The organism is Micromonospora sp. CNZ295 (assembly GCF_004217535.1).
Window position 1 is genome coordinate 264,501 of the sequence record NZ_SHKZ01000001.1, and the last position, 21,521, is coordinate 286,021.

At 71.9% G+C, this 21,521-nt stretch carries 20 protein-coding genes; 11 read left to right on the forward strand and 9 right to left on the reverse strand.

Annotated elements, in window-relative coordinates; genetic code table 11:
• Positions 1–101: 101 nt before the first annotated feature.
• From cysC to galT, 3 genes are all read left to right on the forward strand, one after another.
• Positions 102–1,631 (forward strand): adenylyl-sulfate kinase, encoded by a 1,530-nt coding sequence (cysC, locus tag EV376_RS01180; RefSeq protein ID WP_130320315.1) that lies wholly within the window; start codon positions 102–104, stop codon positions 1,629–1,631.
• Positions 1,632–1,738: 107 nt separating this feature from the next.
• Complete coding sequence (locus EV376_RS01185) at positions 1,739–2,551, forward strand: DeoR/GlpR family DNA-binding transcription regulator (RefSeq protein WP_130320316.1); 813 nt, start codon at positions 1,739–1,741, stop codon at positions 2,549–2,551.
• A gap of 11 nt (positions 2,552–2,562) precedes the next feature.
• On the forward strand, positions 2,563–3,624 hold the full coding sequence (gene galT / locus EV376_RS01190) for a galactose-1-phosphate uridylyltransferase (protein ID WP_486482850.1): 1,062 nt from the start codon (positions 2,563–2,565) through the stop codon (positions 3,622–3,624).
• Between the two features lie 5 nt (positions 3,625–3,629).
• On the opposite strand, the gene EV376_RS01195 is transcribed toward galT, so the two are convergent.
• The 4 genes from EV376_RS01195 to EV376_RS01215 all read right to left on the reverse strand — a co-directional run bounded on the left by EV376_RS01195 (position 3,630) and on the right by EV376_RS01215 (position 8,082).
• Positions 3,630–4,229, reverse strand: a complete 600-nt coding sequence (locus EV376_RS01195) for a hypothetical protein (RefSeq protein WP_165437932.1) — start codon at positions 4,227–4,229, stop codon at positions 3,630–3,632.
• A gap of 500 nt (positions 4,230–4,729) precedes the next feature.
• The gene (locus EV376_RS01205; RefSeq protein WP_130320320.1) at positions 4,730–5,944 is read right to left on the reverse strand and encodes an NADP-dependent isocitrate dehydrogenase; all 1,215 of its coding nucleotides are present in this window, start codon (positions 5,942–5,944) and stop codon (positions 4,730–4,732) included.
• 221 nt (positions 5,945–6,165) lie between these two features.
• Positions 6,166–7,116: a malate dehydrogenase gene (gene mdh / locus EV376_RS01210; protein ID WP_130320321.1), complete on the reverse strand. Its 951-nt coding sequence runs from the start codon at positions 7,114–7,116 to the stop codon at positions 6,166–6,168.
• A gap of 105 nt (positions 7,117–7,221) precedes the next feature.
• A complete protein-coding gene (locus EV376_RS01215; protein WP_130320322.1) occupies positions 7,222–8,082 on the reverse strand; it encodes a bifunctional methylenetetrahydrofolate dehydrogenase/methenyltetrahydrofolate cyclohydrolase in 861 nt (286 codons plus the stop codon).
• A 458-nt stretch (positions 8,083–8,540) separates the two neighbouring features.
• Here EV376_RS01215 and EV376_RS01220 point away from each other — a divergent pair, with 458 nt between their 5' ends.
• From EV376_RS01220 to EV376_RS01240, 5 genes are all read left to right on the forward strand, one after another.
• On the forward strand, positions 8,541–10,145 hold the full coding sequence (locus EV376_RS01220) for an ABC transporter substrate-binding protein (protein ID WP_130320323.1): 1,605 nt from the start codon (positions 8,541–8,543) through the stop codon (positions 10,143–10,145).
• Between the two features lie 84 nt (positions 10,146–10,229).
• Positions 10,230–11,168 (forward strand): ABC transporter permease, encoded by a 939-nt coding sequence (locus EV376_RS01225; RefSeq protein ID WP_130320324.1) that lies wholly within the window; start codon positions 10,230–10,232, stop codon positions 11,166–11,168.
• A complete protein-coding gene (locus EV376_RS01230) occupies positions 11,161–12,129 on the forward strand; it encodes an ABC transporter permease (RefSeq protein WP_130320325.1) in 969 nt (322 codons plus the stop codon). Before EV376_RS01225 ends, EV376_RS01230 begins: the two co-directional genes overlap by 8 nt.
• A 5-nt stretch (positions 12,130–12,134) precedes the next feature.
• On the forward strand, positions 12,135–13,172 hold the full coding sequence (locus EV376_RS01235) for an ABC transporter ATP-binding protein (RefSeq protein WP_130320326.1): 1,038 nt from the start codon (positions 12,135–12,137) through the stop codon (positions 13,170–13,172).
• Positions 13,156–14,178 carry a dipeptide ABC transporter ATP-binding protein gene (locus EV376_RS01240; protein WP_130320327.1) on the forward strand — a complete coding sequence of 341 codons (1,023 nt, stop codon included), beginning with the start codon at positions 13,156–13,158 and terminating at the stop codon, positions 14,176–14,178. The genes EV376_RS01235 and EV376_RS01240 overlap by 17 nt, the downstream gene beginning before the upstream one ends.
• 70 nt (positions 14,179–14,248) lie before the next feature.
• Here EV376_RS01240 and purH read toward each other — a convergent pair whose 3' ends face one another.
• Positions 14,249–15,817, reverse strand: coding sequence for a bifunctional phosphoribosylaminoimidazolecarboxamide formyltransferase/IMP cyclohydrolase (purH, locus tag EV376_RS01245; protein ID WP_130320328.1), 1,569 nt, complete (start codon positions 15,815–15,817; stop codon positions 14,249–14,251).
• On the reverse strand, positions 15,814–16,434 hold the full coding sequence (gene purN, locus EV376_RS01250) for a phosphoribosylglycinamide formyltransferase (protein WP_130320329.1): 621 nt from the start codon (positions 16,432–16,434) through the stop codon (positions 15,814–15,816). The genes purH and purN overlap by 4 nt, the downstream gene beginning before the upstream one ends.
• 172 nt (positions 16,435–16,606) lie before the next feature.
• On the opposite strand from purN, the gene EV376_RS01255 reads away from it, so the two are divergent.
• Both EV376_RS01255 and EV376_RS01260 read left to right on the forward strand, forming a co-directional pair.
• Positions 16,607–16,900, forward strand: coding sequence for a CD225/dispanin family protein (locus EV376_RS01255; protein WP_130320330.1), 294 nt, complete (start codon positions 16,607–16,609; stop codon positions 16,898–16,900).
• Between the two features lie 12 nt (positions 16,901–16,912).
• Positions 16,913–17,455, forward strand: coding sequence for a DUF4190 domain-containing protein (locus EV376_RS01260; protein ID WP_130320331.1), 543 nt, complete (start codon positions 16,913–16,915; stop codon positions 17,453–17,455).
• A 132-nt stretch (positions 17,456–17,587) separates the two neighbouring features.
• Here EV376_RS01260 and EV376_RS01265 read toward each other — a convergent pair whose 3' ends face one another.
• Positions 17,588–18,850, reverse strand: a complete 1,263-nt coding sequence (locus EV376_RS01265; RefSeq protein ID WP_130320332.1) for a cell division protein PerM — start codon at positions 18,848–18,850, stop codon at positions 17,588–17,590.
• A gap of 203 nt (positions 18,851–19,053) precedes the next feature.
• Between EV376_RS01265 and EV376_RS01270 the strand changes: the two genes are divergently transcribed.
• The gene (locus EV376_RS01270; protein WP_130320333.1) at positions 19,054–19,326 is read left to right on the forward strand and encodes a DUF4190 domain-containing protein; all 273 of its coding nucleotides are present in this window, start codon (positions 19,054–19,056) and stop codon (positions 19,324–19,326) included.
• A 53-nt stretch (positions 19,327–19,379) separates the two neighbouring features.
• On the opposite strand, the gene sucD is transcribed toward EV376_RS01270, so the two are convergent.
• Positions 19,380–20,267 carry a succinate--CoA ligase subunit alpha gene (sucD, locus tag EV376_RS01275; protein ID WP_130320334.1) on the reverse strand — a complete coding sequence of 296 codons (888 nt, stop codon included), beginning with the start codon at positions 20,265–20,267 and terminating at the stop codon, positions 19,380–19,382.
• Between the two features lie 2 nt (positions 20,268–20,269).
• Complete coding sequence (sucC, locus tag EV376_RS01280; protein ID WP_130320335.1) at positions 20,270–21,448, reverse strand: ADP-forming succinate--CoA ligase subunit beta; 1,179 nt, start codon at positions 21,446–21,448, stop codon at positions 20,270–20,272.
• Positions 21,449–21,521: the final 73 nt, after the last annotated feature.

Consider the following 21,521-nt stretch of genomic DNA (forward strand, 5'->3'; position numbering starts at 1 on the left):
CCACCACTAGGGGCCGCCGCGCGTCTTCCGCCGGGAGTGGCACTCGACCGATCCCGGGGTGGGCTGCGAAACTGTGTGCCGGTCAGTGGGTTGGGGGGTCGATGAGCAACGGCTGGGTACTGCCCGACGAGGTGCTGCGTGACGCACCGGCGTACACACCGCGCCCTGGCGAGCTGGCCGACCTGGAGCTGCTGCTGACCGGGGCGTACACGCCGTTGACCGGCTTCCTGACCCGTGCCGACCTGGTGTCGGTGAGCCGGCGTGGCCGCCTCGCCGACGGGGCGCCCTGGCCGGTGCCGGTGACCCTCCAGGTGCCCGCGGCGCTCGCCCAGGGGCTCGACGTACGGGACCCGGCACGCCGCACGCTGGTGCTGACCGACGGCGAGGGCGCCCCCGTGGCGGCGCTCGAGGTGACCGACACCTGGCCGGTGCGGGACGGGGTGGCGGGTGTCGGCGGGCCGGTGCGCCGGCTCGGCGACGGGGGCCACGGGCCGTTCCAGCGGTTGCGCCGCACCCCTGAGGAGGTGCGCGCGCTGCTGCCGCCGGGCCGGGTGCTCGGGGTGATCGCCGACCGCCCGCTGCACCGGCCGCAGCTCGCGCAGATCGCGCACGCCGCCCGTACCCTCGGCGCCCACCTGCTGGTCCTGATCCCGGTCGGTGAGGACAGCGGCAGCGGGCTGCCGCCGGAGGCGCTGGTCCGCAGCATTTTCGCCGCCCGCGACCGGATGCCCCCGGCGACCCTGGTCGCCGTTCCGCTGTCCCGCCGGCCTGAGGAGATCAGCGACGCGCTGCTGCGGGCGCGGGTGTCGGCGGCGTACGGGGTGACCCACCTGCTCTCCACCGGCGAGATGCTCTCCGGGGCGGGGCTGCGGGTGCTGGTCCCCCGCGAGCTGGCCTACGACAACCGGGACGGGCAGTGGCGCTGGCGGGAGGACATCCCGCCGCGCAACCGGCGGCTGGCGCTGACCCAGGCCGAGATCGACGACCTGCTGGACCGGGGCTTCCCGCTGCCGGAGTGGCACACGCCGCCGGCGGTGGCGAAGGAACTGGTCCGGGCCCGCCCGCCGCGGCGCTACCGGGGGTTGGTGATCTTCCTGACCGGCCTGTCCGGCTCCGGCAAGTCCACCATCGCCCGCGGCCTGGCTGATGTCCTGCGCGAGCAGGGCGAGCGGACGATCACGCTGCTCGACGGGGACGTGGTCCGGCGCGAACTGTCGGCGGGGCTGGGCTTCAGCAAGGCCGACCGGGACGCGAACGTCCGCCGGATCGGCTGGGTGGCCGCCGAGATCGCGCGGCACCGGGGCGTGGCGATCTGCTGCCCGATCGCCCCGTACGCGCAGGCCCGGGCCACCGCCCGGGAGATGGCGCTGTCCGCCGGCGCGGGCTTCCTGCTGATCCACGTCGCCACCCCGCTGGAGACCTGCGAACAGCGGGACCGCAAGGGCCTGTACGCGCGTGCCCGCGCCGGCCTGCTCACCGGGATGACCGGCATCGACGACCCGTACGAGGAGCCGACCGACGCCGACCTGGTGATCGACACGACCGACCTGCCCATCGACGAGGCGGTGCAGGCGGTGCTGCACCATCTGACCGAGACCGGCTGGGTCGAGCCGCGTCACCCGGCGGTGTAGACCGCCCCCTCCCTTTCCGGGTTGACGCTCGCGCGCTAGTGTTCATTATTGTTGGAACACGTTCGACCGCGTGGGAGTGCGCGGTTACCTGCTCGGAGGTGCGGCGCATGCTGGCGCAGCAGCGGCAGGCGGCCATCCTCGAACGGGTCCGGGCGGCCGGCGGGGTACGGGTCACCGAGCTGGCGGCGGAGTTCGGCGTGTCGGACATGACCATCCGGCGCGACCTGGACCTGCTGCACGAGCGCGGACTGCTCGCCAAGGTGCACGGCGGCGCCACGGTCGCCGGGCCCGGCTCGACCGACGAGCCGGGCTTCCGGGCCAAGTCCGTCCGGCAACTGCCGGAGAAGGCCGCCATCGCGGTGCGGGCCGCGGAGCTGGTCCGGCCGGGGGCGGCGGTCGCCCTCTCCGCGGGCACCACCACCGCCGAGCTGGCCCGCCGGCTGACCGACGTCCCCGGCCTCACCGTGGTGACCAACTCCCTGCCGGTGACCGAGATCCTGCACGCCGGCGGGCGGCCGGACCAGACCGTGGTGCTCACCGGCGGTGTCCGTACGCCCTCGGACGCGCTGGTCGGGCCGCTCGCCGTCAACGCGATCCGCTCGCTGCACCTGGACCTGCTGTTCCTCGGCGTGCACGGGATCAGCGAACGGGCCGGCTTCACCACGCCCAACCTGATGGAGGCGGAGACCGACCGGGCCCTGGTGGCCGCCTCCGACCGCCTGGTGGTGCTCGCCGACCACAGCAAGTGGGGCACGGTCGGGCTCTCCTCGATCGTGGAGCTCTCGGCCGCCGACGTCCTGGTCACCGACGACCGGTTGCCCGCCGACGCCCGACGGGTACTCGACGAGAAGGTGGGCGAGCTGGTGGTGGTCAGCGCCGCGGGCCGGGCCACGCCGGCGGGTGGAGGGTTGGCGGAGTGAAGCGCAGCGCCATGGAACTGGCCGACGGCCGTGAGCTGATCTACTTCGACGAGCGCGACGACGCCGTCCGCGACCAGCCGGACCGCCGGGAGTTGCCGCCGCCCCCGCCGGCGTCCCAGCTGCGGTACGACCCGCTGACCGACGAGTGGGTGGCGGTGGCCGTGCACCGGCAGACCCGTACCTTCCTCCCCCCGCCCGACCAGTGCCCGCTCTGTCCGTCCACTGCCGGCCGGCTCAGCGAGATCCCCGCACCCGACTACGACGTGGTGGTCTTCGAGAACCGCTTCCCTTCGCTGAGCGGCCGGATCGCCGAGGAGCCGGCGGAGATCACCCCGTTCACCCCGGTCAAGCCGGGCCGGGGCCGGTGCGAGGTGGTCTGCTTCACCGACGACCACAACGCCTCGTTCACGAGCCTCTCCCCCCGGCGGGTGCGAACCGTGCTGGACGCGCTCGCCGACCGGACCACCGCTCTCGCCGAACTGCCCGGCGTGGAGCAGGTGTTCCCGTTCGAGAACCGGGGCGTGGAGATCGGCGTGACACTGCACCACCCGCACGGCCAGATCTACGCGTACCCCTTCGTGACCCCGCGGACCCGGGCGCTGCTGGCCGCCGCCCGCCGGCACGCCGAACGCACCGGCGGCCGCAACCTGTACGCGGACGTGCTCGCCGCCGAGCGCGCCGCCGGTGACCGGGTGGTCGCCGGCAACGAGCACTGGACGGCGTACGTCCCGGCGGCGGCCCGCTGGCCGTTCGAGGTACACGTGGCACCGCACCGGGCGGTGCCCGACATCCCGGCGCTCAGCGACGCCGAGCGGGCGGCGTTCGGGCCGCTCTACCTGGACCTGCTGCGCCGCTTCGACGGTCTGTTCGACCTGCCGATGCCGTACATCGCGGCCTGGCACCAGGCCCCGGTACGCGTCGACCGGGAGTTGGGCCACCTGCACCTTCAGCTGTTCAGCATCCGGCGGGCGAAGGACAAGCTGAAGTACCTGGCCGGGTCGGAGTCCGGGATGGGCGTGTTCATCAACGACATCGCCCCCGAGCGGGCCGCCGAACTGCTCCGCGCCGGGTGAACCGGTCAGTCGGACCGCTGCCGGGGTACCGGATCCACGGTCAGCTCCCCGGCCGGGCGCGGCGTCCACGCGGCCAGCGCCGGACTCCAGTCCGTCAGCCGGCCCGCGTCGCCAGCCCGGTAGGTGACCAGGAACGCGAGGTGGGACAGGGAGTGGTCGAGGACGTCGACGGGCCGGACCGAGGTGGCCCTCCGCCGCCGGCCGGCGGCCCGGACGACCGGCCAGTCGTCGGGCCGGTCGACGGTGCCGACCAGGGCGACGTAGGTGAGCAGCACCGCCCGCCCGGCCAATCGCCACGAGGTCGAGTGGACGTACCAGGGCGGGTGGCCGAGGGTCTCGGCGACGGCCACGGCGACGACCTCATCGGGCAGTTCTCCGGCGGCGAGCGGGCGACGCACCGGCCCGTCCCGCCAGCGGCGCGGCGCGTCGTCACCCGCCGTCAGCGGCCAGATCTCCAGGACCACCGGTGGGCTGGCCGGCGCGGCGTCGGCATCGGCGCTGGTGTCGACGCCAACGCTGGTGTCGGCTCCGCTGCTGGTGTCGGTGTAGCCGTCAGTGCCGGTGTTGGCATCGGCCGCCAGCGGGACTCGGCGAACTCGGACCAACCCGGCCGGCCGTCGACGTCGAAGAGCCGCGCCTCCACCCGGTGGTCGGGTCGGGGCGCGGCCGATCCGTCGGCCGGACGCGACCCGGCCAGCGCGATGACCGTGATCAGCCGAGCGGTCACCTGTTCCCCGGCGTCCATCCCACCCCTCCCTGCCGCGACCTCGGCCCGCCCGGACGGTACCGCGCCCGGGCCAGCGCCGGGGGGTACGGACAGGGCGCGGGGGGCCCGGGACAGGGCCCCCCGCAGGGAAGGGACGGCTGGCTGCGCACGACAGCCGGGAAGGCTGGCTGATCGGCACGCATGTCGCGGGGCGACCGCGGTCAACCTTCCTGGACTCGACTGGCATCTCGTCCACCCAGGTCAACGAGGCGCGCCGGACAAAGTGATGCAATCCGGCGTGTCACCTGCCCGACACGCCGGCCGCTCAACACCGCGGTGTCGAGAAGGGTCCCTTCTACGACGCGAGGCGTTGCGAAGGGACCCCTCCTTGCATCAGGGTCAGGCGAGCTTGCGGGCCAGGTTCTCGTCCAGGGCGTTCATGAACTCGTCGGTGGTCAGCCACGGGGCGTCCCGCGAGATAAGCAGCGCGAGGTCCTTGGTCATCTGACCGCCCTCGACGGTCTCGACGATGACCTGCTCCAGCGTGTTGGCGAACTCGGTGACCGCCGGGGTGTTGTCCAGCTTGCCCCGGTGGGCCAGGCCCCGGGTCCAGGCGTAGATCGAGGCGATCGGGTTGGTCGAGGTCTTCTCGCCCTTCTGCCACTGCCGGTAGTGCCGGGTGACGGTGCCGTGCGCGGCCTCGGCCTCGACGGTCCGGCCGTCCGGGGTCATCAGCACGGAGGTCATCAGGCCGAGCGAGCCGAAGCCCTGCGCGACCGTGTCCGACTGGACGTCGCCGTCGTAGTTCTTGCAGGCCCAGACGAAGCCACCCTCCCACTTCAGGGCGGCGGCGACCATGTCGTCGATCAGCCGGTGCTCGTACGTGATGCCGGCAGCCTCGAACTCGGACCGGAACTCGTTCTCGAAGACCTCGGCGAAGATGTCCTTGAACCGGCCGTCGTACGCCTTGAGGATCGTGTTCTTGGTGGAGAGGTAGACCGGGTAGCCACGGTCCAGGCCGTAGCGGAGCGAGGCCCGGGCGAAGTCCCGGATCGAGTCGTCGAAGTTGTACATGCCCATGGCGACGCCGCCGCCGGGGAACTTGGCGACCTCCATCTCCATCGGGGCACCACCGTCGGCCGGGGTGTAGGTGATGGTCACCGTGCCCGGGCCGGGAACGACGAAGTCGGTGGCCTTGTACTGGTCGCCGTGCGCGTGCCGGCCGATGATGATCGGCTTCGTCCAGCCCGGCACCAGCCGCGGCACGTTGGACATGATGATCGGCTCACGGAAGACGACGCCGCCGAGAATGTTGCGGATGGTGCCGTTCGGCGACCGCCACATCTTCTTCAGGCCGAACTCCTCGACCCGAGCCTCGTCCGGGGTGATCGTGGCGCACTTGACGCCGACGCCGTGCTCCTTGATGGCGTTGGCGGCGTCCACGGTGACCTGGTCGTCGGTCTCGTCACGGTGCTGGATCGACAGGTCGTAGTAGTGCAGGTCGACGTCGAGGTAGGGCAGGATCAGCTGCTCCCGGATCTGCTTCCAGATGATCCGGGTCATCTCGTCGCCGTCGAGCTCTACGACCGGGTTGTTTACCTTGATCTTCGCCATCGGCCGGCGCTCCTCTCGGGGGACACGTGCTCAAGCAGTACGAGCGTACTGGAAAGTGACCCGGGCTCCCCAGCCGGCCTCACCCCGGGTGCGGGATCGCTCGCGAACCGGCCGCGGTGGCATCCTTCCCGGATGCCACCGACTCACACGCTCGGGTCTGTCACGGCCACCGCCCTCGCGGGCCGGCCTCCGCCGGCCCGCCCTCCGGCGGAGTCCCAGGGTCACATGTTGGCCACGTCGGCCTGCTTGGCGCGGACGGCCTCGGCGGCCTCCTTCAGGGCGGCCAGCTCGTCGGCGTCCAGGTCGGTCTCGACGACCCGCTTCACACCCTCGGCGCCGATCTCGGCCTCGACACCCAGGTAGACACCGGAGATGCCGTACTGGCCGTCGACCCAGGCGCAGACCGGCATGACGTCGCCGGAGTCCTCGGCCACCGCCTTCGCCATCCGGGCGGCGGCGGCCGACGGGGCGTAGTACGCGGAGCCGGTCTTCAGCAGCGCGACCACCTCGGCGCCGCCGTTGCGGGTCTTGACGACCAGCTCCTCGATCTGCTCGGCGGGCATGACGTCGCGCAGCGGCTTGCCGTTCACGGTGCTCTTCGACGGCACGGGGACCATGGTGTCGCCGTGCGAGCCCAGGGTCAGGGTCCGGACCGACTTCACCGGCACGCTCAGCGCCTCGGCGACGAAGTTGGAGAACCGGGCCGTGTCCAGCATGCCGGCCTGGCCGAGCACCCGGTTCTTGGGGAACTGCGTGGCGATCTGGGCCAGCGCGGTCATCTCGTCGAGTGGGTTGGAGACGACGATGACGACGGCGTTCGGGGCGTACTTGGCGACGTTCTCGGCGACCTGACGGACGATCTTGGCGTTCGTCTCCAGCAGGTCCATCCGGCTCATGCCCGGCTTGCGGGGCAGGCCGGCGGTGATGACGACGACGTCGGAGCCCTCGATGGCCTCGTACCCCTCGCCGTTCGGGCCGGTGGTGACGCCGACGAGCTTGGTCTCGAAGCCCTCGATGGCGCGCGACTGGTTCAGGTCCAGCGCGAGACCCGCCGGCTTGCCCTCCACGATGTCGGTGATCACGACGGTGTCGAAGATGTCGTACTCGGCCAGGCGCTGCGCGGTGGTGGAGCCGTAGAAGCCGGCTCCGACGACAGTGACCTTCTTACCCATGGTCGTCCCACTCCCTGATACCAGTCGGTTTTCCGGACCGTATCAGCCATCCTGGCACCGATCCGGCCAGGGGCGGACGGTTATGACCCCGATGGGTGGCCGGCGTCAGTCGCGCTCGGCGCGCTCCACGACGTTCGTCAGCAGCATCGCCCGGGTCATCGGGCCGACCCCGCCGGGCATCGGCACCAGGGCTCCGGCCACCTCGGTGACCTCCGGGTCCACGTCGCCGGTGTAGCGGCCCTTGCCGTCCGGACCGATGACCCGGGTGATGCCGACGTCGACCACGACGGCGCCGGGCGTGACCATGTCGGCGGTGAGCAGCCCGGGTACGCCGGCCGCGACGATGACGATGTCGGCGGCGCGGGTGTGCGAGGCGAGGTCGAGGGTGCCGGTGTGGCAGAGGGTCACCGTCGCGTTCTCGCTGCGCCGGGTGAGCAGCAGGCCGAGCGGGCGGCCGACCGTGTTGCCCCGACCGACCACCGCCACCTTCGCGCCGCGGAGCGCCACGTCGTACCGGCGGAGCAGCTCGACGATGCCACGCGGGGTGCAGGGCAGCGGACCCGGGTAGCCGAGGACCAGTCGGCCCAGGTTGACCGGGTGCAGGCCGTCGGCGTCCTTGTCCGGGTCGATCAGCTCGAGGACCCGCTGCGTGTCGAGGTGGCCGGGCAGCGGCAGCTGGACGATGTAGCCGTGGCACGCCGGGTCGGCGTTCAGCTCGGCCAGTACGGCCTCGACCTGCTCCTGCGTGGCATCGGCCGGCAGCTCACGCCGGATCGAGGCGATGCCGACCTCGGCGCAGTCGCGGTGCTTGCCGTTGACGTACGCCTGGGAGCCGGGATCGGTGCCCACCAGGACGGTGCCGAGGCCGGGCGTGACGCCCCGCTCCGCCAGTGCCTTCACCCGGGTCCGAAGCTCGTCCTTGATCTCGGCCGCGGTCGCCTTGCCGTCCAGAAGCGTCGCCGTCACGCTCAGATCGTCTCACGGCCGGGACCCTGCGGGACCGACGACCCGCGCAGGGACCCGCCGGCGTCCACCCCGCACCCACCCTCGCGTCCAACGAACACGGTGAGTGAGGTGTCCTTAGTCACTGTGAGTAGCTCTCCATCGATGTGAATGAGGCGGAACCGGACGGGTCGACCGACTCCGGGCGAGACCGCCCAGGGATGCAGTCGGCGCGCGACGGCGGCATCTCGGCTCGCCCGGTCGAGGAGTTACTCGACCCCGATCCGCTGGTGGAACCGTCGAACCCGATGCCGCCTCTACCAGGGAGTCCGACCGGACGCAACCCCCGACCTCACGCTCCGTTATCGCATCGCAACGCGAACGTTGCCGATCACGAATCCGCGACCTACCGTTGCCCGTCGTTGCGCAGCGTAACCCAACGTCGGGCCCGACTGCGCAGCGTGAGGAGATGAGGAGGCTTCATGCGCGTTCGTAGGCTCGCCGCCTGGACCGCCCTCCCGCTCGCGGTGACGTTGGGCCTCGTGGCCTGCGGCTCGGGCGGCGACGGCGGATCCGGCGGAAGCAACCCCGACGCGGCCGTGCGGATCGAAATCGCCGAGCCGCAGCACCTGGTGCCGGTCAACACCACCGAGACGAGCGGCTCGCAGGTGCTCGCCGCCCTGTTCAGCCCGCTGGTCGACTACGACGAGGCCAACAAGCCGTACGAGGTCGCGGCCGAGTCGGTGACGTCCGAGGACCACAAGACCTGGACGATCAAGCTCAAGGACGGCTACACCTTCCACAACGGCGAGAAGGTCACCGCCGAGAACTACATCGACGCCTGGAACTACGGCGCGTACGCGCCGAACGGCCAGAACGCCAGCTACTTCTTCGAGAAGATCGCCGGGTACGAGGACCTGCAGGGGGAGGCCCCGAAGGCCACGACGATGTCCGGCCTGAAGAAGGTCGACGACCTGACCTTCACGGTGACGCTGTCGCAGCCGTACACCGAGTTCAAGGCCATGCTCGGCTACACCGCCTTCTACCCGATGCCGAAGGCCGCCTTCTCCGCACCCGGCGTGCTGGCCGAGGACTACGAGCAGGCCCCGGTCGGCCAGGGCCCGTTCAAGATGAAGGGCACCTGGCAGCACGACGCCAAGGTCGAGGTCGAGCGCTACGACGCCTTCCCCGGCGAGAAGCCGAAGGTGCCCGGCGTCGAGTTCCGGATCTACCAGCAGCAGACCGCCGCGTACGCGGACGTGCTGTCGGACAACCTCGACGTGATCAAGACGATCCCGACCGAGAACCTGTCGACCGCCTCGACCGACCTCGGCGACCGGTTCAAGACCAGCCCCGCGTCGACGTTCCAGTTCCTGGCCTTCCCGACCTTCGAGAAGGAATACAGCAACCCGGACGTCCGCAAGGCGATCTCGATGGCGATCGACCGGGACGAGATCACCAAGTCGATCTTCAAGGACTCGCAGACGCCGGCCCGTTCGTTCGTCTCTCCGGTCGTGGCGGGCTACCGCGACAACACCATCGGCGCGGCGGGCACCTTCGACCCGGCCAAGGCCAAGGCGCTGTACCAGGCCGCGGGTGGCCCGAGCAAGATCGAGCTGTCGTACAACGGCGACGGTGGCCACAAGGACTGGATCGACGCCACCTGCAACCAGCTCAAGGCGAACCTGGGCGTGGACTGCGTCGGCACCGCCGAGCCGAAGTTCGCGGACCTGCTGACCAAGGTCAAGGCGAAGGAGCCGGTCGGCCTGTTCCGGATGGGCTGGGTCATGGACTTCCCGTCCATGGAGAACTACCTCGGCCCGCTGTACAGCAGCACCGGCTCGTCGAACTACTACGGCTACCGCAACCCGGAGTTCGACAAGCTGGTCGCCGAGGGCTCGGCGGCCGCCACCGAGGAAGCGGCGATCAAGAAGTACCAGCAGGCCGAGGACCTTCTGGCCAAGGACATGCCGGTGATCCCGCTCCGGTTCGGCCAGAACAACTTCGGGCACTCGACCAAGGTCACGAACGTCGAGGTGGACCTCTTCGACCGGGTCGACCTGGTGAAGATCGAGCTCGTCCAGTAACACCCGGCACGACGGGTCGGGTCACCGGAGGACGGTGACCCGACCCGCCTTCCTCTTCGCCCTTTTTCAGAGAGACTCCCTAGTATGTTCCGGTTCATCCTGCGGCGACTGCTCCAGATGGTCCTCGCGTTCTTCGGGACCACGCTGATCGTCTACGCGCTGATGTTCGCCGGGCAGGGCGACCCGATCCAGGCGCTCGCCGGCGAGCGCCCGGTCACCGCCGCGCAGCGGGCCTACCTGACGGAGAAGTTCCACCTGGACAAGACCGGAATCGACGGCTTCTTCTACCGCTACTTCGACTACGTCACGAATCTCCTCCAGGGCGACCTGGGCCAGTCCCTCACCGGACGGCAGATCGGCGACATCCTGGCCGCCGCATGGCCGGTCACGATCAAGCTGGCACTGATCGCCATGGCGGTCGCCGTGCTCTTCGGGGTGACCGCCGGCGTCCTCGCCGGCATCCGGCGGGCCAGCGTCTTCGACAACTCGACACTGCTGCTGACCCTGCTGGTGCTCGGCATCCCGACGATCGTGCTGGCGCCGCTCGCGCAGTACTTCCTCGGCGTGAAGTGGCAGCTCTTCCCGCCCACCGCCGGCGCCGACCCGGACCTGTACGCGCTGCTGCTGCCCGGCATCGTGCTCGGCTCGCTCTCCCTGGCCACCGCGCTGCGGCTGACCCGGACGTCGGTGGCGGAGAACCTGCGCGCCGACTACGTCCGGACCGCCCGGTCGAAGGGCCTGGTCAAGCGGCGGATCGTCGGGATCCACGTGCTGCGCAACTCGCTCATCCCGGTGGTCACCTTCCTCGGCGTCGAACTCGGCAACCTGATGAGCGGCGCGATCATCACCGAGGGCGTGTTCAACATCCCCGGCGTCGGCTTCAACCTCTTCCGTGGCATCCGCACCGAGGACGGCCCGCTGGTGGTGGGCATCGTCAGCGTGCTCGTCGTGGTCTACCTCGTCTCCAACCTGGTGGTGGACGTCCTGTACGCCGTACTCGACCCGAGGATCCGCTATGAGTGATTTCGAGACCGTGGCGGCGTCGGAGGACCACAGTGCCCGGCGGGGACCCTCGGGCGAGCCCGGCGCGCCCAACCAGGTCGGCGGCACCTCCGCGGCCCCGGGCCGGCCGCGCAGCCTCGCCGGCGACGCGTGGCGCGACCTGCGCCGCAAGCCGATCTTCTGGATCAGCCTCACGCTGGTCCTGCTGGTCACCGCGATGGCCGCCGTGCCGGCCCTGTTCACCAGCAACGACCCCACCGACTGCGTGCTCGCCCGGCAGCACGCCGCGCCGTCCGGCGGGGCCCTCTTCGGGTACGACTTCCAGGGCTGCGACACGTACGCCCGGGCGGTGTACGGCGCCCGCGCCTCACTCCTGGTCGGCGCGCTCTCGGCGCTGCTCACCGGGCTGATCGCGCTCACCGTCGGGATGCTCGCCGGCTACTTCGGCCGGTGGGTCGACGCGATCCTCTCCCGGGTGATCGACATCGTGCTCGGCATCCCGCTGCTGCTCGCCGCGATCGTGCTGCTCAAGCGGGTGGCCAGTGACAGCGCGACGATCCGGATCGCCGCGGTGATCTCCGTCCTGGCGGTGCTCGGCTGGACCACGGCCGCCCGGGTCGTCCGCTCGTCGGTGATCACCGCGAAGGAGCAGGACTACGTCGCCGCCGCCCGGATGCTCGGCGCCAGCAACGGCCGCATCATGTGGCGGCACATCCTGCCCAACGCCCTCGCCCCGGCCATCGTGGTGCTGACCATCGCGCTCGGGTCGTTCATCGCCGCCGAGGCGACGCTGTCCTTCCTCGGCATCGGCCTGCGGGAACCGACGATCTCGTGGGGCATCGACATCAACAACGGCCGGGTGCACATGCGGGAGTCGGCGACCCCGCTGGTCGTCCCGTCGACCTTCCTCGCGCTGACCGTGCTCGCGTTCATCATGCTCGGCGACGCGATCCGTGACGCCTTCGACCCGAAGCTCCGGTGATGTTCATGACCCAGCCCGCGGTCCATCCCACCCCCGCCTCCCCCACGCCCGAGGGCGGCCACCTGCTGGAGGTGCGGGACCTGCACGTCGAGTTCCGCACCAGCGAGGGCGTGGCGAAGGTGATCAACGGCGTCTCGTACCACCTGGACGCCGGTGAGACCCTCGCCGTGCTCGGCGAGTCCGGCTCGGGCAAGTCGGTCACCGCCCAGGCGATCATGGGCATCCTCGACACGCCGCCCGCCGTGATCCGCTCCGGCCAGATCCTCTACCAGGGGCGGGACCTGCTCAGGCAGTCGGAGGAGCAGCGCCGGCAGGTACGCGGCAAGGAGATCGCGATGATCTTCCAGGACGCGCTCTCCGCACTGAACCCGACGTTCCCGGTGGGTTGGCAGATCGGCGAGACGCTGCGCCAGCGCGCGGGGATGTCCCGGGCGGACGCCCGCCGCCGCGCCGTCGAGCTGATGGACCTGGTGAAGATCCCGGCCGCGGCCGACCGGCTCGGCGACTACCCGCACCAGTTCTCCGGCGGCATGCGGCAGCGCGTCATGATCGCCATGGCGCTGGCCATGAACCCGAAGGTGCTCATCGCCGACGAGCCCACCACGGCGCTGGACGTCACCGTGCAGGCCCAGATCATGGACCTGCTGGACGACCTGCGCCGCGAGCTCGACATGGCGATGATCCTGATCACCCACGACCTCGGCGTGGTCGCCGGTGTCGCGGACCGGATCGCCGTCATGTACGCCGGCCGGATCGTCGAGCACGCCGACGTCCGGTCGCTGTACCGGGCGCCCGCGCACCCGTACACGAAGGGTTTGCTGGAGTCGATCCCGCGGCTGGACGTCCGCGGCCAGCAACTGTCGACGATCCGGGGTCTGCCGCCGAACCTGATGCGGATCCCCGCCGGCTGCCCCTTCCACCCCCGGTGCCCGTACGTCCAGCAGGTCTGCCTGGACGTCGTGCCGCACGACCTGGTCCTCGGCGACGGCCGGACCAGCGCGTGCCACTTCGCCCAGGAGGTCCGCGATGACAGCGCCCGCTAGCCCGACCAAGGTCCGGGGCGAGACCGTCCTCTCGGTCGAGAACCTGGTCAAGCACTTCCCGATCACCCGGGGCGTCGTCTTCCAGAAGCGGATCGGCGCGGTCAAGGCCGTCGACGGGGTCAGCTTCGAGCTGCGCCGCGGCGAGACGCTCGGCATCGTCGGCGAGTCCGGCTGCGGCAAGTCCACCCTGGCCCGCCTGCTGATGCGGCTGGAGACCCCGACCTCCGGGCGGGCCACGCTGGAGGGCCGCGACCTGTTCGCCGCCTCCGGGGCGGAGCTGCGTCGGCTCCGCCGCAACATGCAGATGGTCCTCCAGGACCCGTACACCTCGCTGAACCCCCGGATGACCGTCGGCGACATCATCGGCGAGCCGTTCGAGATCCACCCGGAGGCGGCCCCGAAGGGCAGCCGCCAGCGGCGGGTGCAGGAACTGCTGGACGTGGTCGGGCTCAACCCCGAGCACATCAACCGGTACCCGCACCAGTTCTCCGGCGGCCAGCGGCAGCGCATCGGCATCGCCCGCGCGCTCGCCCTGCGGCCCGAGATCATCGTCTGCGACGAGCCGGTGTCCGCTCTGGACGTGTCCATCCAGGCGCAGGTGATCAACCTGCTGGAGCAGCTCCAGGACGAGTTCGGGCTCTCGTACATCTTCATCGCCCACGACCTGTCGGTGGTGCGGCACATCTCGGACCGGGTCGCGGTCATGTACCTGGGCCGGATCGTGGAGATCGGCACCGAGGACGAGATCTACGAGCGTGCGACCCACCCGTACACCCAGGCTCTGCTGTCGGCGGTGCCGGTGCCGGACCCGGAGCAGCGGGCCAGGCGGAACATGATCCGCCTGGCCGGCGACGTGCCGAGCCCGGCCAACCCGCCGAGCGGCTGCCGGTTCCGCACCCGCTGCTGGAAGGCGCAGGACGTCTGCGCCGTCGAGGACCCGCCGGCCGTGCCCCGCGCCGCCGATCCGCACCCGTCGGCCTGCCACTTCGCCGAGATCCGCGGGTGAGGAAGGGCCCCTTCGCAACGCCTCGCGTTGAAGCAGGGGCCGTTCCTACCGGTGCGCCGCGCGCTAGGGATCAGTGGAAGAAGTGGCGGGTGCCGGTCAGGTACATGGTCACCCCGGCCTCCTTGCAGGCCGCGACGACCTCCTCGTCCCGGATCGAGCCGCCGGGCTGGACGATCGCCCGCACCCCCGCCTCGATGAGGATCCTCGGGCCGTCCGCGAACGGGAAGAAGGCGTCGGAGGCGCACACCGCCCCGCGCGCCCGTTCCGCGCCCGCCCGGTCCACCGCCAGGCGCGCCGAGTCGACCCGGTTGACCTGGCCCATGCCGACGCCGACGGTCGCGCCGTCCCGGGCGAGCAGGATCGCGTTGCTCTTCACCGCCCGGACCGCCCGCCAGGCGAAGGCCAGGTCGCGGAGGGTGGCCTCGTCGGCCGCCTGGCCGGTGGCCAGCCGCCAGGTCGCCGGGTCGTCGCCCGCCGCGTCCACCCGGTCCCGCATCTGCACCAGCACACCGCCGGTGACCGGCCGCCACTCGGCCGGCAGCGGGGCGTACGCCGGGGCGCGCAGCAACCGGATGTTCTTCTTGCCCTGGAGGACCTCGACGGCGCCGGGCTCGAAGTCGGGCGCGACGACCACCTCGGTGAAGATCTCCGCCACCTGCCGGGCCAGCTCCACCGGGACCGGACGGTTCACGGCGATCACGCCGCCGAACGCGGATACCGGGTCGCAGGCGTGCGCCTTCCGGTGCGCCTCGGCCACGTCCGCGCCGACCGCGATGCCGCACGGGTTGGCGTGCTTGATGATCGCCACCGCCGGCTGGTCGGTGAAGTCGTTCGCGGCCCGCCACGCGGCGTCGGCGTCGAGGTAGTTGTTGTACGACATCTCCTTGCCGTGCAGCTGCTCGGCCTGGGCGAGGCCGGCCGGGCTGGACGGGTCGGTGTAGAGGGCGGCCTGCTGGTGCGGGTTCTCCCCGTAACGCAGCACCGCCTGGCGGCGCAGCGCCAGCCCGGCGAACTCCGGCCAGTCGGCGTCGGCGACCAGTTCCCGGTCGCACCACTCGGCGACCGCCACGTCGTAGTCGGCGATCATCGCGAAGGCGCGAGCCGCGAGCGCCTTGCGCTGCGTCAGCGTGAATCCGCCGGCCCGCAGGGCGTCCAGCACCACCGGGTACGCCGACGGGTCGGTCACCACCGCGACCGACGCGTGGTTCTTGGCGGCGGCCCGGACCATCGCCGGCCCGCCGATGTCGATCTGCTCGACGCACTCGTCCTGGCTCGCGCCGGAGGCGACCGTCGCCTGGAACGGGTACAGGTTGGACACCAGCAGGTCGATCCCGGCGATCCCGTGCTCGGCGAGCTGCGCCGCGTGCGACTCCTTGCGCAGGTCGGCGAGGAGACCACCGTGGATCTTCGGGTGCAGCGTCTTGACCCGGCCGTCGAGGATCTCCGGGAATCCGGTCACCGACTCCACCGCGGTCACCGGCACTCCGACGCCGGCGATGGCCGCCGCGGTGCTCCCGGTCGAGACGATCTCCACGTCGGCGCCGTGCAGCGCCCGGGCCAGCTCGACCAGGCCGGTCTTGTCGTAGACGCTGACCAGCGCCCGCCGGACCGGGCGGCGCTCGTCCTGACTGGAACTCACGGGACCGTGACCTTTCTTCCGGTGATCGTCCAACCTTGGCGGACCAGGCGACCCACCTGCTCGACGAGCTGGCGCCGCTCGGCCTCCTTGATGCGCTCGGTGAGCGTCTCCTCGTCGTCGTCGTCGAGCACCGGCACCGCGACCTGCGCGACGATCGGGCCGGTGTCCGTGCCGGCGTCGACGAAGAAGAGGGTGGCCCCGGTGATCTTCACGCCGTAGGCGAGAGCGTCGCGCGGCCCGTGGATGCCGGGGAACGCCGGCAGCAGCGTGTTGTGCGTGTTGAGGTAGCGGCCGCCGAAGGCGGCGAGGAAGCGCGGACCGACCAGCTTGAGGAAACCGGCGGAGATGACCAGGTCCGGCTCGTGCTCGGCGACCCGGGCGGTCAGCGCGGCGTCCCACTCCTGCCGGGTCGGGTGGTCCTTGACCCGCTCGACGAACGTGGGCACCCCGGCGGCCCTGGCCCGGTCCAGCCCGGCGATGCCGTCCCGGTCCGCGCCGACCGCGACCACCCGCGCCCGGTACGACTCGTCGGCGCACGCGTCGAGCAGTGCCTGGAGGTTGCTGCCGGAGCCGGAGACGAGGACGACGATGCGGGCGACGGACGCGGGCTCGGTCACCGGACAACCCTATCGAGGCGCACGTGCGGCCCATCCGTTGGGCGGCGCGCCGGTCATGGGCGCCCGGACTGGCACGAACCGGGTACGCTGCCGCTCCGGCCGGCGAGTGCCCGGCCGCACCCGTCAAACGACCGACGCACCGGCGTCGCCCCCCTTCGAGGAGCAGCGAGAGATGCAGCCCGGATACCCGCCCCAGCAGCCCGCCCCCGTCGACAACAACATGACGATGTCCATCGTGGCCATCTTCCTGTTCTGGCCGCTCGCCATCCCGGCGATCATCAACGCCAGCAAGGTCAACACCCTGCTCCAGCAGGGTGACTACGCGGGGGCCCAGGCGGCGTCCGCCGAATCCAAGAAGTGGTCCAAGTGGGCGCTCATCACCGGCCTCGTCATCTGGGGCATCGCCATCCTGTGCTGCGTCGCCTCGCTCGTGCTGAGCGCCGCCAGCTCCACGAACAGCCTCTGATCCGGAGCGCCCGTGCAGCCCGGCCCGGATCCGTACGGCCAGCAGCCGCCGGACCCGACGGCACCGCCGCCCGACCCGTACGCACCGCCGTACGGGTCGGGGCCCGGCCAGCCGTCCGACCCGTACGCACCGCAGCCCGACCCGTACGCCGGCCAGCCCTACGGCGCGCTGCCCGGGCAGCCGTACAGCGCGCCCGGGCAGCCCTACGGCGAACCGCCGGGACAGCCGTACCCGACGTCGTACCAGGACCCGTACGGCGGGACACCGATGTACCCGCACGCCGGTTACCCCTTCCCGCAGGGCCAGCAGAACACGCTCGGACTCGTCGCCATGATCCTCGGCATCGCGTCCGTCCCCCTGGTCTGCTGCCACCTCGGCCTGCCGCTGGGCATCGCCGCGGTCGTGACCGGCTGGCTCGGTAAGCAGAAGGCCGACCAGGGGCTCGCGAGCAACGGCGGCCAGGCGGTCGCCGGCCTCGTCTGCGGCGCGATCGGTGCGGTGCTGGGCCTGGGCGGGGCCGCCCTCGCGCTGGTCGATCTCGCCTCCGGCGGCTGAGGTCGTCGTTCTCGCCTCCGGCGGCTGAGGTCGTCGTTCTCGCCTCCGGCAGCTGACCGGAGCAGCACCTCCGCTGGGGCACCCGGATCGGTCCGGGTGCCCCCGCCGGGTCGGCGCCGACCCGAGGACCGGTCAGGCGCGCGACACCATCCGGGCCGCGGCGGCGCCGATCAGCACGCCCACCCCGGTCACCGCGGTCGCCACCGCCGCCACCTGCCAGGGCACCGGCCCCACCTCGGCCAGCCGGCCACCGCCCAGCGGCCCACCGGAGGCCGCCGCGACGATCCCCAGCAGCAGACCCGCGACCGGGCCGGCGAGCGCCGCCGGGCGCAGCAACGGCGCCCAGCCCGGGGGCGCCTTGTCGTCGGCGACCCGGAGCACCCGACGGGCCAGCAGCCAGCCCGCCACCATCCCGACGAGGACCGGCACCGCGAGCAGCGCGGCACCGACCCCGTCCACCGGCCCGCCGGGCAGGCCGGCCACCAGCGGTACGGCCGGCAGCGCACCCGCCGACACCTCACTGGTCCGCACCGCGGTGTCGGTGCCGACGGCGAACCCGGGACCCAGCAGGTAACTGGCCGACCAGACGGCGACGTTCGGGGCGTACGCCAGGCTGACCAGGGTGATACCGGCCTGCCCGGCCACCCCGGTGCGGTACGCGCCGATCAGGTCGGCGGCGTCCCCGCCCCCGGTCGCCACCGCGAGCCCGGCCGCGCCGGCCCCCGCCGCCAGCAGCAGCAGACCCGCGACCAGGCCGGCCCGGACGCCGTCCCGCACCGGCAGCGGCGCCCGCTCGACGAGGAGATCGGTGACCCCGGTGGTACGCGCCGCGCCCACCAGGGCGGCGAGCGCGCCGACCACCGCGAGGGTCAGGCCGGCCCGCACCGGAGACACGCCGGCGGCGGCCAGCAGCGCGGCGAGCACCCCGAGGATCGCGTACGCGACGCCGACCGCCCCGGCGACGACGAGCGCGCGCCGCGGCGAGCGGCTGCCACGCGCCCCGACGGCCCGGGTGGCGTGCACACCGGCCCGGGTCAGCCGCCAGACGACGAGCAGGGTCAGCGCCAGCGGGACCAGCCCGAGCGGGCCCGCGTCGGTCGTCAGCGGGACGCCGTGCCCGAGCAGCCAGCCCGCGAGCCCGGCGCGGAGGGCGCCGACCACCGTCGCCGCGTCCTCGCTGAGCTGGAAGAGCCAGAGCACCATCGCCACCGGCAGCCACGAGGTGAACGCGGCCCCGACGGCGGCGACCGCCGCGGCGACGGCAAGCGGCGGACGGCGGCGCGCCGGCTCGCCCGTGCGCGGTGCGGGGACCCGTCGGGCCGCCCCGGGGCGCCCGGGCGGGCGTGGGCCCACGGCCGCGGGACGGCTGGGCTGGTCAGGGGTGACGAACGACATCGCGTCTACTCTGGCACGCCGCACCCGTAACGGCAGGCCGATAAGGCTCCCGGGCGGCGGCGAGTTCCGTGATCCACCGTCTCCCACCTCCGATCCCGTCTAGCCTCGGCCACAGGACGCGACCGCGGCCGGCTGACGTTGAGAAGGGACCTTCCGCAACCGGGGAGGCATGCACCGGGCCCTTCCTTACCTGTGGAGGCACCGTGAACGCTCCCTATCCACCGCCCCCGCCGCCCCCGGGAGCGGCCGGGGCCGGCCGGGACCGGACCACGCTGTGGGGCGTGCTCGGCATCGTCACCGGCCTGCTCTGCTGCGGCATCCTGGGCGTCATCTTCGGCTACCTGTCGATCCGCGACGCCAAGCGGTACGGCCAGTCGCCGCTGCTGGGCTGGCTGGCCATCGCGTTCGGCGTGCTGAACATCGTCGGCAGCGCGATCCTGCGGGCGAGCGGCAACTACCCGTTCTGGACCGACTGACGACGAGGGGGCCGACCGCAGCGGTCGACCCCCTCGGCACGGCACGGAGCGGTTCAGCTCGCGGACATGATCTCCCGCATCAGCTTGGCGGTCTCGGTCGGGGTCTTGCCGACCTTGACGCCCACCGCCTCGAGCGCCGACTTCTTCGCCTCGGCGGTTCCGGCGGAGCCGGAGATGATCGCACCGGCGTGACCCATCGTCTTGCCGGGCGGCGCGGTGAAGCCGGCGATGTAGCCGACCACCGGCTTGGTGACGTTCGCCTTGATGAACTCGGCGGCCCGTTCCTCGGCGTCGCCGCCGATCTCACCGATCATGACGATCGCGTCGGTGTCCGGGTCGGCCTCGAAGGCGGCGAGCGCGTCGATGTGGGTGGTGCCGATGATCGGGTCACCACCGATGCCGACGCAGGTGGAGAACCCGATGTCACGCAGCTCGTACATCATCTGGTAGGTCAGCGTGCCGCTCTTGCTGACCAGGCCGATCCGGCCGCTGCCGGTGATGTCGGCCGGGATGATGCCGGCGTTCGACGCGCCCGGCGAGGCGATGCCGGGGCAGTTCGGGCCGATGATGCGGGTGCGCTCGCCCTGGGCCACGTTGTACGCCCAGAACGCGGCGGTGTCGTGCACCGGCACGCCCTCGGTGATCACCACGGCCAGGTCGATGCCGGCGTCGATCGCCTCGACGACCGCCGCCTTGGTGAACTGCGGCGGCACGAAGATGACGGTGACGTCCGCCCCGGTCTCCTTCATGGCGTCCGCCACGGTCGCGAAGACCGGCAGCTCGGTGCCGTCGAAGTCGACGGTGGTGCCCGCCTTGCGCGGGTTCACGCCACCGACGACGTTGGTGCCCGCGGCCAGCATCCGCCGGGTGTGCTTGGAACCCTCGGAGCCGGTCATCCCCTGCACGATGACCTTGGAGTCCTTGGTCAGCCAGATTGCCATGATCAGACCCCCGTAGCGGCCAGCTCGGCGGCCCGCTCGGCCGCGCCATCCATGGTGTCGACCCGCTCGATCAGCGGGTTGTTCGCGCCGTCGAGGATCGCCCGACCGGCCTCGGCGTTGTTGCCGTCGAGCCGGACGACGAGCGGCTTGGTGACCTGCTCGCCCCGCTGCTCGAGCAGCTCGAGGGCCTGCACGATGCCGTTGGCGACCGCGTCGCAGGCGGTGATGCCGCCGAAGACGTTGACGAACACGCTCTTGACCGAGGGGTCGGAGAGCACGATCTCCAGGCCGTTCGCCATCACCGCGGCGCTCGCGCCGCCGCCGATGTCGAGGAAGTTGGCCGGCTTGACGCCGCCGTGCCGCTCACCGGCGTACGCGACCACGTCGAGGGTCGACATGACCAGACCCGCGCCGTTGCCGATGATGCCGACCTCGCCGTCGAGCTTGACGTAGTTGAGGTCCTTCTCCTTGGCGGCCTGCTCCAGCGGGTCCACCGCGGCCTGGTCGACCAGCGCCTCGTGGTCCGGGTGCCGGAAGCCGGCGTTCTCGTCGAGGCTGACCTTGGCGTCGAGCAGCAGCAGCTTGCCCTCGCCGGTCTTGGCCAGCGGGTTCACCTCGACCAGCGTGGCGTCCTCGGCGACGAAGGCCTTCCACAGGCCGACGGCGACCTCGACGACCTGGTCGGCCACCTCGGCCGGGAAGCCGGCGGCGCTGACGATCTCGCGCGCCTTGGCCTCGTCCACGCCGGTGTTCGCGTCGATCGGGGCCTTGACGACCTTCTCCGGGGTCTCGGCGGCCACCTGCTCGATGTCCATGCCGCCGGCCACGCTGGCGATGCAGAGGAAGGTGCGGTTCGCCCGGTCCAGCAGGTAGGAGAAGTAGTACTCCTCGGCCACGTCGGCGGTCACGGTGATCATGACCTTGTGGACCGTGTGCCCCTTGATGTCCATGCCGAGGATGTCGGTGGCGCGGGCCACCGTCTCCTCCGCGCCCTCGGCGAGCTTCACACCGCCGGCCTTGCCCCGGCCGCCGACCTTCACCTGCGCCTTGACGACCACCCGACCGCCGAGGCGTTCGGCGATCGCGCGGGCCTCCTCCGGGGTCGTGGCGACGCCGCCGGCGAGCACGGGCAGCCCGTGCCGCTCGAACAGGTCCCGCCCCTGGTACTCGTACAGGTCCACGTTTGCGCGTCCCGTCCCGTCTCCGCGGCGCGCCGTCGCGCCGCCACCAGCGTTATGGAAAACAGTTTGACGC

What these genes read in the sequence shown, in the direction of transcription:
- cysC (WP_130320315.1), top strand. Translation starts at nt 102, where the DNA reads ATGAGCAACGGCTGGGTACTGCCCGACGAGGTGCTGCGTGACGCACCG.
- EV376_RS01185 (WP_130320316.1), top strand. Translation starts at nt 1,739, where the DNA reads ATGCTGGCGCAGCAGCGGCAGGCGGCCATCCTCGAACGGGTCCGGGCG.
- galT (WP_486482850.1), top strand. Translation starts at nt 2,563, where the DNA reads ATGGAACTGGCCGACGGCCGTGAGCTGATCTACTTCGACGAGCGCGAC.
- EV376_RS01205 (WP_130320320.1), bottom strand. Translation starts at nt 5,944, where the DNA reads ATGGCGAAGATCAAGGTAAACAACCCGGTCGTAGAGCTCGACGGCGAC.
- mdh (WP_130320321.1), bottom strand. Translation starts at nt 7,116, where the DNA reads ATGGGTAAGAAGGTCACTGTCGTCGGAGCCGGCTTCTACGGCTCCACC.
- EV376_RS01220 (WP_130320323.1), top strand. Translation starts at nt 8,541, where the DNA reads ATGCGCGTTCGTAGGCTCGCCGCCTGGACCGCCCTCCCGCTCGCGGTG.
- EV376_RS01225 (WP_130320324.1), top strand. Translation starts at nt 10,230, where the DNA reads ATGTTCCGGTTCATCCTGCGGCGACTGCTCCAGATGGTCCTCGCGTTC.
- EV376_RS01230 (WP_130320325.1), top strand. Translation starts at nt 11,161, where the DNA reads ATGAGTGATTTCGAGACCGTGGCGGCGTCGGAGGACCACAGTGCCCGG.
- EV376_RS01235 (WP_130320326.1), top strand. Translation starts at nt 12,135, where the DNA reads ATGACCCAGCCCGCGGTCCATCCCACCCCCGCCTCCCCCACGCCCGAG.
- EV376_RS01240 (WP_130320327.1), top strand. Translation starts at nt 13,156, where the DNA reads ATGACAGCGCCCGCTAGCCCGACCAAGGTCCGGGGCGAGACCGTCCTC.
- EV376_RS01255 (WP_130320330.1), top strand. Translation starts at nt 16,607, where the DNA reads ATGCAGCCCGGATACCCGCCCCAGCAGCCCGCCCCCGTCGACAACAAC.
- EV376_RS01265 (WP_130320332.1), bottom strand. Translation starts at nt 18,850, where the DNA reads ATGTCGTTCGTCACCCCTGACCAGCCCAGCCGTCCCGCGGCCGTGGGC.
- sucD (WP_130320334.1), bottom strand. Translation starts at nt 20,267, where the DNA reads ATGGCAATCTGGCTGACCAAGGACTCCAAGGTCATCGTGCAGGGGATG.